This is a genomic window from Algibacter sp. AS12 (genome assembly GCF_046736315.1).
Taxonomy (GTDB): domain Bacteria; phylum Bacteroidota; class Bacteroidia; order Flavobacteriales; family Flavobacteriaceae; genus Algibacter_B; species Algibacter_B amylolyticus.
The window spans coordinates 3,447,068-3,463,420 of record NZ_CP151841.1; the positions used below are offsets into that span (position 1 = coordinate 3,447,068).

The window sequence follows — 16,353 nt, forward strand, 5'->3', positions numbered from 1 at the left end:
AATCTAATAATGATGATTTTCAAGAGGATGACCCAAAAGTGCAATTGCAGGTTGCCCAAATGTTACATCTCCTGGACGAGGAGAGTGTAATTAATATATATAAATTCTAACTTTTTTAAATCATTAAATGAATTTCAAACTAATCAATTTACTCATTGTTTTATTCATCTGTTTTTCTTGTAAGAATTCAGATGTAAAAAAAACCAAAAGCACTAATCAAGAGAAAGTATCTTATTCTAAACCTAACATCGTTTTATTATTTATAGACGATTATGGGTGGTCAGATATTGGCTATCGTAACCCTACTTTCAATACACCAAACTTAGATCAATTCAAAAAAGAAAGCTTAGATTTTACAAGAGCTTATATTCCAACACCCACATGCAGTCCAAGTAGGTTGTCATTGTTAACAGGAAAAGAAGCAGTAAGATTAGAAATGTCTAGACACATTCCTGAAGAAGAACATTTTATAAGCCCGAAATATAATATTTGGCCAAAAGACCCAATGAAAAGACCTTCTATAAATTATTTGCCTTTAGAAGAAGTAACCTACGCTGAACGATTAAAAGAATATGGCTATTACAATATGTTTATTGGTAAATGGCACCTTGGGCATAAAGGTAAATACCCTACCGATCAAGGTTTTGATGCTGAATTTGGTACAACCAATCATGGACACCCAAAAAGTTATTATTTTCCATTCTTTAAAGGTGGAGACCCAAATGGCTTCATGAAAAATTATAAAGAAGGCGATTACTTAACAGATGTTTTAACGGATGGCGCAGTCGATTTTATAGAAGGTTATGATAAAGATCAACCATTTATGATGTCCTTTTGGTACTATTCAGTGCATGGGCCATCAGTAGGAAGAAAAGATTTATTGAAAAAATACCAACAGGCAGGATTAAAAGGGAAATATGCACATCATGCGGCTATGGTAGAAGCCATGGATGAATCCGTTGGTCGTGTTAGAAAGGCATTAGAAGAAAAAGGAATCGCAGACAACACAGTTGTTATTGTTTTATCAGACCAAGGTGGAGCTTACACAAATGCGCCGTTAAGTGGAGGTAAAAAAGGGGGTAATACTTTAGGAGAAGGCGGTGCAAGAGTGCCATTTTTAATAAACTATCCAGGTTTAACTAAACCAAATACAGAAACCAACATACCAGTTCAATCTGTTGACGTTTATCCAACATTAGTTGAGATAGCTTCAGGAGCTAAATTTGAAGATAAACAAATTCAAGGCGTTAGTTTGTTGCCTTTAATTAAAGGAGGAGATATTGAAAAACGTAATCTTTATTTCTTTAGAAGTTATGAAGATCAGTATGCAGCAGTAATTTCCGGAGATTGGAAATTGGTTAAATACCACAGCGGAAAATTTGAATTATTTAATGTTGAAAAAGATATTAGCGAACAAGACGATTTAATAGGAACTGGTTTAGAAATTGAAAACAAATTAATTTCTGACATTGCTAATTGGGAAAAAGAAGCAGTGCCTGCATATTAAAAAGAATAATATGAAAATTAAACAGATAGTATTTTTATTAGTATTTATTCCTTTTCTAGGCTTTGGTCAAATTGATAAAGAGTCTAATTTTTATACAGAACCTATAAGTTTTAAAGTGACTAAAAACTTAAAAACAGATTTTAAAGTTGATGCTCTTTTTGAAACAGATGATAGTAAAGAACTACAAAAAGCAATTGATTGTATTTCAGAAAAAGGAGGAGGAAAATTAATAATACCGAAAGGAAATTATTCATTTACTGATATTGTTTTGAAATCAAACGTTCATATAGAAATAGATTCAGATGCAGTCATAAGGCCTTTTAAAAGGTCTAATAATAAAAACTATTTTATCTTTTTATTATCAAGTGATACCAAAGAACCTATTGAAAATGCTAGTGTTGTAGGTGTAAATGGTCAATTTACTATTGATTTATCACATACTGAACATAAAAAAGTTCGCTGTTTCTCAATTAGAAATGTTCATAATTTTAAATTATCAAACTTTAAAATAATTGATAATTATACACTTTTTGCATCTTTAGAATTTCTTCCATTGGAAATAAAAAATGGCGATAAATTATACAGTTCTAAAAACGCATTAATAAAAAATATTGATGGATTAGGAATCGCAGATTATGGTTATGGTTTAGTACAAGTTAGAACGGGTAAAAATATGTTGTTCAAAAATCTTAGCGGTATTGGCGGTACAACTTTACGGCTAGAAGGTCACTTAAAAATATTAAGGGCTTTTGGCGGTAAAGACAATATGGAGCATATTATTGGAAGAGGTATACGTTGCGAGAAAGGAAACTCTGCACTCATGTTATCGCCTCACTATATCCATAATGGGCTTGTAGATATTAGAGATATAAGTGGAATTGGTTGTGGATTTGCAGTAAGAATAGAAACTGGGTTTGCTAATAAAGATGAAAAAGTATTAGGCTTAAAACCTGGTTACTTTAGTCCAGAATCTGTTGTTAGCAATGTAAAAGCAACTTTTGCTTCTAGTGAAGCACAAATAAAACCAAAGCATTACAAATTTATGCCTTGTAATTTAAGAGAACTGATTTCAGAAAAGCCTATTACGCCATTCCCACATGGAGATAGTTACAATGGGCCTTCAATTGCAGCGGTTGTTTATAATTCAAATTATAAAATTAATTTTTCAAAAAAAGAAGTTGTACTTGCTGAAGGATTTCAAGATAATCAGGTAGTTGTTACAAATGAAGACGCTATTAAAGATTCAGATTGTCCGTAAATAATTTGTATTAATTTTAAGTATTAAAAGTATTAAATATGAAAACAGTTATCTATAGTTTGTGTTTAAGTTTTCTTTTTGTGTCATGTAAAAACAAAGAGACAGAACAACAACAAAATATACCAATTAAAAAACCAAATATAGTACTGTTGCTTGCTGACGATATGGGATATGGTGAATTAGGTTCGTACGGACAAAAAGAAATTAAAACACCATTTCTAGATTCTTTAGCGTCTCAAGGCATGCGATTTACAGATTTTTATGCTGGCACCTCAGTTTGCTCTCCATCTCGTGCCGTTTTAATGACAGGAATACACACGGGGCACGTAAGTATTAGAGGTAATAAAGGAAAGTTTGAAAAAAAATGGGGGCGTGTGCCTCTACGTAAAACAGAAGTTACACTTGCCGAAATGTTGAAAGGAGCAGGCTATCAATCAGCTATGATTGGCAAATGGCACTTAGGTGTTCCAGAAGATATGAGTACATGGGCAAAAGGGCGTGGTTTTGATTATGCAGTACAAGAACAATGGGGTATATCGGCAAAAGGTAATGAAATAGATGAAAGAGTACATTGGGTTAATAATAATCAAGACTCTATTTTGTATGATTATACGAAGTATTCTTGTTTAGATGAATTTAGAACCAATTTCGCATTAGATTATTTAGAAAACAAAAAAGAAGATGATAAGCCATTCTTCATGTACATGTCTTATAGAATACCACATGCTCATGAATATTTTATAAAACACAACACCTTATATGCAGAAAAGGGTTGGCCAGAGGAAGAAAGAAATCATGCGGCTCGAATTACTATGTTCGATGGACAAGTAAGAAGGCTATTTAATTTATTAAAAACTAAAGGCGAATTAGAAAATACTATTATTCTTTTTTCAAGTGATAATGGCCCTCAAAAAGAAAATCATGATCCATTATTTTTTGAAAGTTCAGGAGGTTTAAAAGGACATAAAAGAGATTTATATGAAGGTGGAATTCGAGAACCTATGTTTGCTTACTGGAAAGGTAAAATAAACGCCGGAACTACTACAGATCATCCTTCAACGTTTTATGACGTAATGCCAACATTTGCTGAAATAGCAGGTGTTGAAGCACCTAAGCAAACAGATGGTATTTCTTTCTTGCCAGAATTGTTGAATAAAAAACAAGCCAAGCACAATCATTTATATTGGGAAATTCAAGAAGGCAGAAATGAAAAAGGTTTTAGACAAGCCACAAGAAAAGGAAAATGGAAAGCCGTACGTTACGGAGATTCTTATAAAACGGAATTGTACGATTTAGATAATGATATTAACGAAACCAACGATATATCATCAAAATACCCAGAAATATTAGAAAAAATGAACGCCATTTTGAAAAAAGAAAGCGTGAAGATTGAACATTATCCAAATTCAGGAGGCATCTTTAAATAAAAATATTATGAAGAAAATTGCAATAGTTTTTTTTGCTTTAATAACTGTTTACTTAAGCTTATCCAGTTGTAAGTCAAAAAAAAAAGAACCTGAAGCTATAAAACCAAACATTATTTGGATAATGGCAGAAGACATGAGTGTAGATTTAGCTTGTTATGGTATGGCAGCTGTAAAAACGCCATGCCTTGATAAAATGGCAAATGAAGGCATTCGTTTTGATAATGCGTTTGTAACTAATTCTATTTGTTCTCCAAGTCGGTCAGCTATGATGATTGGTACGCACCAGGTAAAAACAAACACACATAACCATCGTAGTAATAGAGATATTCCTTTGGATAAACAGTTTACTCCAGTAACTCAAAAATTGAGAGAAGTAGGTTATACAACCATTTTAGGAAATCATGCAGTAATGAAAAAAGGGCGTAAAATAGACGTGAATTTTAAACACGACGCTATTGGTGAATGGGATGGTGAAACAAAATTTGGGTTGTTTGATAAATACGATAATTTTGAAAAAGTAGATGAACCATTTTTTGCACAAATTCAATTGGCGGTGACTCACCGTGGTGATTGGTGGAATGAAGTTAGAGAGCTATCTGAACATCCTGTAAGTCCTGATGATGTGGTTTTACCAGAGTATTATGCAGACGATCCTACCATTCGTTTAGATTGGGCTAAATATTTAGACCAAGTTGAATATATGGATAACGAAGTCGGTATGATTTTTAAAGAATTGGAAGCCAAAGGAATGGCAGATAATACAATTGTTATATTTATAGGAGATAACGGTCGTTGTAACCTTCGCGGAAAAGGATATCTGCACGATCCAGGGTTAAAAATTCCTTACATCATTCATTATCCAAAGTCTTTTAAAGGAGGTGAGGTAAGAAAAGATGTGGTAAGTGCTACAGATATCACAGCCTCTATATTAGATTTTGCAGGGATTGATATTCCGGATTACATGACAGGAAAAGCCATGTTTGCTGATGATTTTAAACGTGATTATGTATATGCTGCTCGCGATTTATGGGATGAAATAGAGGAAAAATCAAGAGCAATAACCTCTGAAGAATGGAAATACATTAGAAACGATAAACCAGAAATTCCATTTGATGCGCATCAAGCCTATTTAGAGTTTTATCGTCCTGCAGTTCATGTGATGCGAAGATTGAAAAATGAAGGAAAGTTAAACGATGTTCAAAAATTCTTTTTTGAAGATTCTAAACCAGCAGAAGAATTATACAATTTAAAAAGTGATCCACAAGAATTAGTTAATCTAGCAAGCAATCCAAAATACGCATCAATTTTAAAGGATTTACGAGAAAAAACCCGTACTTATGATGAAGCATATCGACCAGTAAGTACAGTTTATAATCCTGTTCATCCGGGTGCAGTTGATGTATTAAATTATGTTAAGTCTGAAGAACCAAAGTTGTATCAAGATATGAAGAGCGGTGTAGAAATTGGTTTTAAAACAATGGGACAAGCTTATAAAGCTCATAAGAAGAATCAAAAATAATATATGATATTTCAAATTATGAAAAATGATTCAATTCGAAATATTAACCTTTTTATTTTTAATTTGATATACAACAATTTGTAATTGATTTTAGTGAAGAAAAATCTAAATAAATAAGTAATTATCTGAAGTATTTGGTCATACTAAAAGCCAAAATTATAAAGGTAAATTGAGCCTAAAAGTAAATTCTGAAAATTTAAAAGAATAAATTTTTCCTCTTAATATTAAATGATGATTTTTTGATAGAACTCCGCTCTTAACTTAAGGTATGGCTTTGTTTATCTCAGATTTTTGAATGTTAATTTACTATTAAATACAATTTATTTACTAGTACCTACACTATTAGGTGACAAAGTTTCAATATTTACACTAAACTAAACCATTAATGAAGTTCAATATTATTTCAAGACCATTTATAAAAGCTATTGCTTTTGTTCTTTTACTTTCAACTTTGAGTTGTGATTCTCAAGTTAGGAATGCAGAAGGGGAATCGGTATTGTTCACTTTAGATATAAAAGAAGATGCTACGTTAGCTGTAGTGTCCAGAATACTTCAATCTAAAGATAAACCCATTTCAGAAATCAAATTTGAAAAAGGGACGTATCATTTTTATCCTGATAAAGGATTTGAAAAATTTTGCTACATATCCAATCATGGTGATTTAATGGTAAAAACGCCTTTTCCAATTCAAGGTTTAAAAAACTTAATTATTGATGGTCAAGGTTCTTCGTTTATTTTTCATGGTGTTATCATTCCGTTTTTAGTAAATGAAAGTAGTAACATAACGGTAAAGGATTTATCAATTGATTGGCATGAGCCCTTTCATAGTGAAGGATTAATCGTAGCTAATGATGAAAAAAATAAAACGTTTGATATGCAAATATCAGATGAGTATCCGTATGAAATACGTAATGGCGAAATCTATTTTATAAAAGAATATTACGAGCATACTCTTGGGCAATCTATTTTATTTGATCCTGAAAGAAAGGCTGTAACTTATAATACTCAAGAATATACAGGTATAACTACAAAATCGCGTACTACTAAAAAACATAATTTAGGAAAAATTAATTATAAGTATGACCATGATGATCGAGCACCAGAATTTATGGATATTGGTGTAGAATCTAGAATAAAGGTTGAGCAATTAAAACCTGGATTAGTACGTGTGCATGGGCATAAAAAAAGTATGCCACCAATTGGTATGATTTTAACCATGAAGGGCGAACAAGGTTTCAATAGAGTATCTCCAGCGTTTAGAGTAACGCATACTAATGGGTTTAAAGCTACCAATGTAAATGTACACCATGCTGGAGGTATGGGAATTATTGCTGAAAACTCTTCAGATTTAATTTTAGATAATTTTAATATCACACCATCAAAAGGGCGTATGGTTTCTACTGCTGCTGATGCTACACATTTTGTTGGGTGTCGAGGGAAAGTAGTATTGAAAAACTGTACATTCAACAATCAATTAGATGATGCTTCGAATATTCATGGTACGTATCAGAAAATTATAGATGTTATAGATGACTATACTATTGGTGTTAGAATGATGCATCACCAACAATTAGGATTTGTTATTGGTGGTGAAAAAGATAATATAGGTTTTGTGAGACTTAGCGAATCTTTCTTCCCTTATGCAAAAAATACTATAAAGAATAAGGAATACTTAAATAGTAGATATCAAAAAATAACATTTAATAATAAATTGCCTAAAGACTTAAAACCAGGTGATTTAATTGAAAACTTAGATGGCTATCCAGAGCTTTTGGTGCAAAATTGTATTATTAGTAATAATAGAGCTAGAGGTTTATTGATTTCTAATCCAGCAAATACAGTTATAGAAAACAATGTGTTCAGTACAGAAATGGAAGCCATTTTAGTGCCTGTAGAAAGTGGTTATTGGTATGAGTCTGGTAATGCAGCAAACGTAATTATTCGAAATAATGTTTTTAATGATTGTCAATACGGTGGGCATAACAGGGGTGTTATTCGATTTGTTACAGATGATGATAATGAAAATATTGCTTTTAAAAACATAGAAATTTCAAATAATACATTTAATCAATTTGATAATCTCATCCTTGAAATTTCTAATACTGATGGTTTAAAATTTACTGGTAACACCATTACCAATTCTGGTACATTTCCAAAATTACATCCTGATAATCCAGCTATTAAAATTAAATCGTCAAAAAATATAATTTTTAAAGAAAATAACTATACGGGTAATGTAGCTCCTGACAATATATTAAAAACAGATAATGCTTCGCCTAACTTAAAATTTGAATAATCATAAATCAACATAATTATAACTAAAAACCAATTAAATTAAAAATAAGAATCAATTTGACTCTAATCTAAGTTCAATTAACTAAACTAAATTATATGAAATTAAACAAGAAATTAAAAACCAAGAAAAGTTGGAGTAAGGTTTTGCTTTATACTTTAATTTTTGCGTTAGGCTGTTTAACTACAGTACAAGCGCAACAAATCACTGTCTCTGGTATTGTAACAAGTTCTGATGATAATATGCCTATACCAGGTGTTGCTATTGTTATAAGTGGGACAGCAATAGGGGCTGTTACCGATTTTGATGGTCTATATAACATCCAAGCCAACTTAAAAGATGTTTTAGTATTTAGTTACTTAGGTATGACTACTAAAAACGTTATTGTTACTGGTGCTAAAATGAATGTGACTATGGATTCCGATTTAGAAGATTTGGAAGAAGTAGTCGTAATAGGCTATGGTGCTGTTAAGAAGAAAGAACTAACAGGTGCTGTAAGTCAAGTAAAAGCAGAGGCTATTGAACAATTTGTAACATCCGATGTTGCAAGCGCACTTCAAGGACAAGTAGCAGGTGTTAATGTAACTGCTGCTTCAGGAGAACCTGGTGAAGCTTCTAATATACAAATTAGAGGGGTAACTTCATTAAGTGGAACAAATACACCATTATTTGTTGTTAATGGTATTCCTCAAATAGGAGACCCAGGGCTTGCGCCTAGCGAAATTGAAACCATAGATATACTAAAAGATGCCGCTTCTACCGCAGTTTATGGAGCAAGAGGTGCCGCTGGTGTTATTTTAATAACTACAAAACAAGGTAAATCTGGACAAATGAGTATTGATTTTAACTATACTTATGGTATTCAATCTTTAGGTAGTGAGGCAACACCATTAATGAATACTCCAGATCAGTTGTTTTACGAAATAACACGTAATAATAATACCCAAATTAGTTTTCCATCACTCATTGAGCGTTTCCCTGAATGGATTAACAATGATAATACTTTTGATGATTATGTATTAAATAGAAATGCAGAAGTAAAAACGTATAATTTAAGTGTATCTGGTGGTACAGATAAATTAACCTATAATATTGTGACTAGTTTATTTGATCAAGATGGTTCTATAATCAATTCTAATTTTAAACGTTACAATGGGAGAGCTTCAACAACATATAATACCGATAATTGGAAAATAGATGGAAGTTTAGCCTTTACTGTAGAGAATAGAAGACGATCTAGTACAGGATTAATTGTTCAAGCAGGTCGTTATAGTCCTTTTTTTCCTGTTATAGACCCTAGTAATGAAATTAGCGAGAGTAGTGAAGTAGGAGGAGTAAGAACACCGTCTATTGCTTTAAATAGTTTACTTAGAAGATTAGATGATGCTAATAGAGATCGTATTAATGCAAGTTTAAGTATTACAAGAAAACTTTCAGAATCATTTAATTTTGTGACTAGAGTTGGTGCCAATGTTACAAATGAGACGCGAAGTATTTTTAGACCAAATTTTATTCTTTACGATATAGAAAACGAAGAACCAATTATTGATGAAACTAGGAGTGGAGTTACAGAACTTTCATCTAGAGAAACTAAATTTAACTGGGATGCTATTTTGAATTTTAAAAAGCAACTAGGAGACCACTCTATAGCTGCAACGGGAAGTGTCACTTTAGAAGAGGATAACAGTAAATCTTTTGATGCATCTATTCAAGGGGTTATAAATAACAATATTACTGTTTTAGATATTGGTAATGAATCTCTAGATGATGTAAATAGTGGTGCAGGTACAAATGCGCCAGGAGCAATCAATGATTATACGACACACAGAGTTGGTTTGTTAGGTAGAGTTCAATATAATTATAAAGAGAAATATTTATTATCTGGTTTAGTTAGACGAGATGCATCTTCACGATTCGGAAAGGACTTTAGATGGGGAACATTTCCTTCTATTTCTGCCGCTTGGAATATTTCTGATGAACCGTTTTGGCAATCATTAAAGTCTAAAGTAAACAGATTCAAATTAAGATTAAGTCATGGTACAATTGGTTACGATGGATTTCCAGATTATGCATTTGCAAGTACAATAGCTTCAGAAGGTGATTATATTTTTGATCCGGCTGATAGTGGAGAAACGATAGGTACTTCTATAATATCTTATTCAAATGAAGATATAAAGTGGGAAACTTCGGTCTCTAACAATATAGGTATAGATATTGCATTTTTAAAGAATAAACTATCCTTGACTGCTGATTATTATGTTACTAATAAAAGGGATATGATATTTCCAGTAACACTTCCAGGTTCAGCAGGAGCATACTATGATGATATCTTGTTCTTGAATATTGGAGATATGCAAAATAAGGGGTTAGAGCTTGCTGCTAACTACAGAGGGAAAATAGGAAAAAGTAGACTTAGAATGGGGGCTACTTTTACTACCAATGATAATGAAATTACCAAAATGCAAGACGGGGTTACCCAAACACCAAATCCTAATGTAACACTTGTAAATGAAGGGCCTAATGCTACTGTAAGTTTTATTGCAGAAGGCTATGAGGCTGGTGCTTTCTTTCTTTACGAAACAAATGGAGTAATACAAACTGCACAACAATTAGCTGCATATCAAGCTTTAGATGGTCGTGCAAATGCAGATTTTGGGGATTTAATTTATGTAGATACAAATAACGACGGCAAGATAAACAATGATGACAGAGTTTATAAGGGTAGTGGACTTCCAGATTTTGAATATGGTTTAAATTTAAATTGGAGTCTAGGTAATTTTGATTTATCCATGAACTGGTATGGAACAGTTGGAGCCGAAGTTTTAAATGGTAATAAAGCGGCTGCTTTTAATTTTCAACGCCACCTAGATTTAGTAAATATGTGGACGCCAGATAATCCAATATCTCAAACCCCTATCTTTAGAGGAGATGCTGGAGACCATTTTAACTATTCAGGTTTAACAGACCAATGGTTAGAAAATGGAGATTATTTAAGGTTAAAGCAAATTACATTAGGGTATTCTTTACCTAAAGATGTTTCAGAAAAGATTGGTTTGGATAGATTTAGATTATCTTTTTCTGCACAAAATGCATTGACTTTTACAAAATATTCTGGCTATGATCCAGAAGTTGGAGGGAATAATGTGGCTAGAAGGGGTGTAGATAATTCAAGATATCCTCTAGCAGCGATATATACTTTAGGTGTTAAAATTGATTTTTAAAAAAAAAGAACATGAAAAAATATATAATTATAACAATGACTTTGACAGTACTTTTTGGAAGCATACTGTCATGTGAAGATTATTTGGAAGAAACAAATCCAAATGAAATATCTGCAGATATCTATTGGTCGAATTTAGAGGAGTCTGAATCCAATTTAGTTTCTGTTTATGGAGCTATGCTTAATGAGTTTTTAGTAAATGCTCGTGTTGAGTCATGGAGATCTGATGAAGGTTATCCAGGGAGCCGTTTTAACGATAGAAATCCTGATGGGCAAGAAGCTGCTGAGTTTGCTGTAAATTGGTCAAATCATTTAATAGATGAAGACACCAACGAAGTACAGTTACGATGGAATGCTTTATACCAAGTTATATTTAGAGCTAATCAAGTTATTCAAGGCTTAAATGGCATGTCTGATGATTTAAAAAGTCAACCTTTATGGACTATCCAAATGGGACAAGCTCGCTTTTTTAGAGGTTTAGCACATTTTTATTTACATTCAGTCTATAAAGGTGGTAATATTATTATTAGAGATGTAAACCCTGTAACAATAACAGATATAACTAAAGCTCCTTCAAATTCTGAAGACGTTATTGAATTTTTTAGATCGGATTTATTATATGCCTACAATAATTTACCTGGGCAAATGGAACCAAAAACTAGAGCAGATGCTGGAGCCGCCGGAACTATTTTAGGTATGTCGTACCTGTATCAAAATGATTTTTTAACTGCTCAAGGATACTTTGATGATATTATTAATAATATAAATAAAGACTATGGCTATACTTTGGTTCAAGATATGGACCTTATGTTTACTAAAGCAGGAGAATTTAATTCAGAATCTATTTTAGAAATAAACTATAGCCTCCATAGACCAGAAATAACTAATTTTAATGAAGATGATTTTCTTACTAGAAATGCAAGATATTCTGCTCCTAGAGATGGTGGAGGTTCAAGTGTTTTAGAAACTTTTACTGCGGCAGCATGGTTAGTTCATGCATATTCTAGTGATGAGTTGGATGAAAACGACCCAAGAAATACAGTAACCGACCGCTCAGGTGTTACAAGACTAAGAAAAGTATCTTTAAGAAACTCTGCTATGCTAGCCGTAGTAAATGATGAGGATACAGAATACTACCAATCACCATCTGCAGCGATATTGCAAAATTTTCAATCTCAAGGAAAGTTTGGTTATTTTAAAAAATACACGAATCATGATTTTACAAACAGCGAGCAGAATATAGGTGTTAATAGCTGGCAATCTGGTAAAAATGTTATTCTAAATCGTTTATCTGGTGTTTATTTAATGATGGCAGAATGCTTAAATGAAAATGATGATATTGATGGTGCATTGTTTTATATTAATGAGATACGTAAGCGTTGGGGACTTAAGCAACTAGAAGGCTCAGATTATGATGAAAAAGCTGAAATAAGAACCCGTTTGCAATTATTCGAATACCCTATGGAATTATGTGTAGAAGGCTTTTCAACTAGAAACATTGATTTACGAAGATGGGGTATTGCTAAAGCAAGGTACACTGAGTTAAGTCAAAAAGAATTTTATGCAACAGATTATGATTATTTAAATGAAGATGCTACTGGAACTGCAACTAGAAATGCTAGTTTAGTTAGAGAGGGTGTAGGTCCAAATGCTGGAGATTTTCAGATTGTACCAGAATTTTCAGGTGCTGCACAATTTTACTCAGATGGTTATTTACCTTACCCAGCAAGTGAGACCATTAATAATCCAAATGTTTCAAACTAAATAAAAAAAGAAAAGATGAAAAAAATAATAATATTAACAGCTTTCATACTTGTTGCTATCTTTGGTTGTGACAATGATGAATATGAAGCGCCATACGGAGGTTTCTCTAGTTTTACATGGGTAAGTAGTGTAGATGCTTTAAGTACTGACTATGTAGTTCCTTTAAATGACTTTATAGGGTTACTTGATGTTTCTCAAAATCCTTTAAGTCATACTTGGAGTATTCCCGAAGGAACGAGTTTGTTAAGTAAGGATTTTAAAAACGCGGCTCAAGACCTTTCTCCATTTATAACGGCAACAGGGCCACTAAATACTAGTCAAGAACAAATAAATGTACTTTTTAACTCACCTGGTATAAAAGAAATTACGCTTACAAATACATTTAAAGATGAGGTAACAAATTCGACATTGATAGATGGTGTTTGGCAAATTACAGAAACATTTACAATAAAGGTTTTTGATGATATTAAGCCTGCATTTATAGTGATGAAGGGGATAGAAGAGGTTTTAAGTATTTCTGAAACCGATTTGCCAACAGCCGCTAACTCAAATTCGTGGAAAACAGTTACTATTGAGGCGGGAGAGCAATTAACATATATGGATATGACAACCGTAGGGGAGCCAGATAAGAGAACATGGACTTTTAATGGAGGTAAAGTTGAAACTAGTGGGAATCAAACCATTAATGTGCCTTATTTTGGTCTTGGAACTTTTAAAGCTGGATCTATTAAATCTGTAAGAAGTAATACTGATACAGCCCCAGCAGGAGAAGCCACGAAACTAATTCCATTAAATGTAGAAGTTATTAAATCTAGCCAGCCTTTTGTAATTGTAGGAACACCTTCTTTTGATGCTGATGAAGTGCTTTCTTTTTCTGTTAGTGGAGAAGTCGCTTCTGTTATAAATCAACTAGGTAAATTTAAAGTCAACGTTACAAATATTGGTTTTGATCAAGATATTGCTGTTACTTCTGTAACCGTAAATGCTAGTGATGCTACAAAGATAGATTTAAAACTAGAAAGTCCAATTTATAGTTCTGATGCTGTTACGTTATCATACACTGGAGGAGCTGTTGACGCAGAAAGAATTTTGTCTGTTGACGAAAGAGCTCTTGAAGATTTTACTGATATCAATGTAAATATGTTTTTTGAAGGCGCTATGAATGTAGAAGGCTATACCAGTTATGAGGACATTTGGGGTGGTAGTGGTAATCTTTATAAAAAAGCAAATACCGAAGGATATTTTGGGCAACACAACGCAAACAATGAAAATGGTCCACTTTATTATTGGCGTGATGAGTCTAAAAAGAAATTTGGTAACAGCTCTATGAAATTTGAAACTACAGATGCTGGTATTCCTGACATAGCTAGGTTACAAGGTGCTGGTTATAGAACTTTAAGCCCTGTAACTGCAGGTAATTATATACCTAGTGTTTGGATTTACTTGGATCCTTCAAATACCATGAATAATATTCAGTTTAATTTTACGGTTGGACCTTCGATGGTATTTGATATTTCTAATACACCAAAAGATAAATGGATTGAATTGCGACTCCCAGAAATGGCTTTTCCTGACTTAGACACAGGAAGATTCGATTTAAACATAACTAATCCAGGTCAAGACGATGCAGTAGTTCAAAAGCTTTGGGTAGATGCTTTTGATTTGCTAATTGTTGAACCAAGAATCTAATAGAAAAAGTTAATAGCAAATAAACATATAAAGGACAATAAAATAATTAGTCCTTTATATGTTTTGAAGTATAAAAATTTTAAAAATGAATTTTATGAAGAATGTTTTTCAAGCTCTTTTATTGATTGTGCTATTTTCTTTAAATAGTTGTAAATCAGAAAAAAAAGAAGAAACTAAAGCTGTAATTGATAATGAGGAATCTAAACCCAACATTATTGCCATCTATTTAGATGATTTAGGTTACGGAGATTTAAGTGCCTATGGAGCAACAGAATTACAAACGCCAAATATTGATGCATTAGCTAGTGGAGGTATTAAGTTTACTAATGGCTATGCTTCGTCAGCAACTTGTACACCAAGTAGATATGCATTACTTACAGGTATGTATCCTTGGAGAAATAAAGATGCAAAGATTTTACCAGGTACGGCTCCATTGTTAATAAGCACAGAGCAGCAAACACTGCCTAAAATGCTTAAAAAACAAGGCTATCAAACTGCTATTGTTGGTAAATGGCATTTAGGTTTAGGAACTGGAATTGTAAATTGGAATGAACGTGTTTCTCCAGGACCAAATGAAGTTGGCTTTGATGAGTCTTATATACTTGCTGCAACTCAAGATAGAGTTCCAACCGTTTATATTGAAAACGGACATGTTGTAGGATTAGATAAAAGTGACCCAATTTCTGTAGATTACAAAAATAATTTTGAAGGTGAGAAAACGGCAATTACTAATCCAGAACTATTAACAATGAAATGGCATCATGGTCATAATAACAGTATTGTTAATGGTATCCCAAGAATAGGCTTTATGAAAGGTGGTCAATCTGCTAAATGGAGCGATGTAGATATGGCTGATCATTTTTTAGAAAAAGCGCAAACTTATGTAAAAGATCATAAGGACAAACCATTCTTTTTATACTATGCTATGCAACAACCTCATGTACCACGTACACCACACCCACGTTTTGTTGGTAAATCTGGTTTAGGACCAAGAGGCGATGTTATTTTGGAAGCCGATTGGTGTATAGGTGAATTTATGAAAACTTTAGAAGCCGAAGGTATATTAGAAAATACTTTAGTCGTTTTTTCAAGTGATAATGGCCCTGTTCTTAATGACGGCTATTATGATGATGCTGTTGAAAAAATAGGAAAGCATGATCCAAAAGGCGGACTTAGAGGTGGAAAGTATAGCATATTTGAAGCAGGAACCCGTGTACCATTTATTACGTATTGGAAAGGAACGATTCAACCTGCAACGTCTGACGCCATAGTTTGTCAAATGGACATATTAGCCTCTTTAGCAAATTTAGTTGGTACAAAAGAAAAAAGTACAGATAGTGATGATTTATTAGATGCTTTATTAGGAAAATCAAAAACAGGAAGAGAAAGTTTAATCATTGAGGCGACCGGTAAAACGGCTTTACGAGAAGGAGATTGGTTAATGATTCCAGCTTATGCAGGAAAAAACTTTAGAGAGAAAGTAGGTATTGAAGTAGGTAATTCTCCCGATTTTCAATTATACAATCTAAAGGATGACGTTGGTCAACAAAAAAACTTAGCTAGATCCAATCCTGAAAAGCTTGCTGAAATGTTAAGCACTTTTAAAAACTTAAGAGGGGAAGATTATACAAAAGGCGTAAAAGAAGTACAATTTAAATAGTATGATTTAGTTCGAA

9 protein-coding genes are annotated in these 16,353 nt (G+C 32.8%); all 9 read left to right on the plus strand.

Features of this window, described 5'->3' with window-relative positions; translation table 11 throughout:
- The first annotated feature begins 127 nt into the window (after positions 1 to 127).
- The 9 genes from AAFN75_RS14090 (at position 128) to AAFN75_RS14130 (ending at position 16,337) form a co-directional block, all read left to right on the plus strand.
- Positions 128 to 1,507: a sulfatase gene (locus AAFN75_RS14090; protein WP_411806934.1), complete on the plus strand. Its 1,380-nt coding sequence runs from the start codon at positions 128 to 130 to the stop codon at positions 1,505 to 1,507.
- 10 nt (positions 1,508 to 1,517) lie between these two features.
- Positions 1,518 to 2,765 (plus strand): hypothetical protein, encoded by a 1,248-nt coding sequence (locus tag AAFN75_RS14095; RefSeq protein WP_411806935.1) that lies wholly within the window; start codon positions 1,518 to 1,520, stop codon positions 2,763 to 2,765.
- Between the two features lie 38 nt (positions 2,766 to 2,803).
- Positions 2,804 to 4,192 (plus strand): arylsulfatase, encoded by a 1,389-nt coding sequence (locus tag AAFN75_RS14100; RefSeq protein WP_411806936.1) that lies wholly within the window; start codon positions 2,804 to 2,806, stop codon positions 4,190 to 4,192.
- 7 nt (positions 4,193 to 4,199) lie between these two features.
- Positions 4,200 to 5,711 (plus strand): sulfatase, encoded by a 1,512-nt coding sequence (locus tag AAFN75_RS14105; protein WP_411806937.1) that lies wholly within the window; start codon positions 4,200 to 4,202, stop codon positions 5,709 to 5,711.
- 385 nt (positions 5,712 to 6,096) lie between these two features.
- Positions 6,097 to 8,007, plus strand: a complete 1,911-nt coding sequence (locus AAFN75_RS14110) for a right-handed parallel beta-helix repeat-containing protein (protein WP_411806938.1) — start codon at positions 6,097 to 6,099, stop codon at positions 8,005 to 8,007.
- A 95-nt stretch (positions 8,008 to 8,102) separates the two neighbouring features.
- Positions 8,103 to 11,225, plus strand: a complete 3,123-nt coding sequence (locus AAFN75_RS14115) for a SusC/RagA family TonB-linked outer membrane protein (RefSeq protein WP_411806939.1) — start codon at positions 8,103 to 8,105, stop codon at positions 11,223 to 11,225.
- 11 nt (positions 11,226 to 11,236) lie between these two features.
- Positions 11,237 to 12,988, plus strand: coding sequence for a RagB/SusD family nutrient uptake outer membrane protein (locus tag AAFN75_RS14120; RefSeq protein ID WP_411806940.1), 1,752 nt, complete (start codon positions 11,237 to 11,239; stop codon positions 12,986 to 12,988).
- Positions 12,989 to 13,003: 15 nt separating this feature from the next.
- Entirely contained in the window at positions 13,004 to 14,677 is a 1,674-nt protein-coding gene (locus AAFN75_RS14125; protein ID WP_411806941.1) for a SwmB domain-containing protein, read from the plus strand.
- Positions 14,678 to 14,771: 94 nt separating this feature from the next.
- Entirely contained in the window at positions 14,772 to 16,337 is a 1,566-nt protein-coding gene (locus AAFN75_RS14130; protein WP_411806942.1) for a sulfatase family protein, read from the plus strand.
- The last annotated feature ends 16 nt before the right edge of the window (positions 16,338 to 16,353 follow it).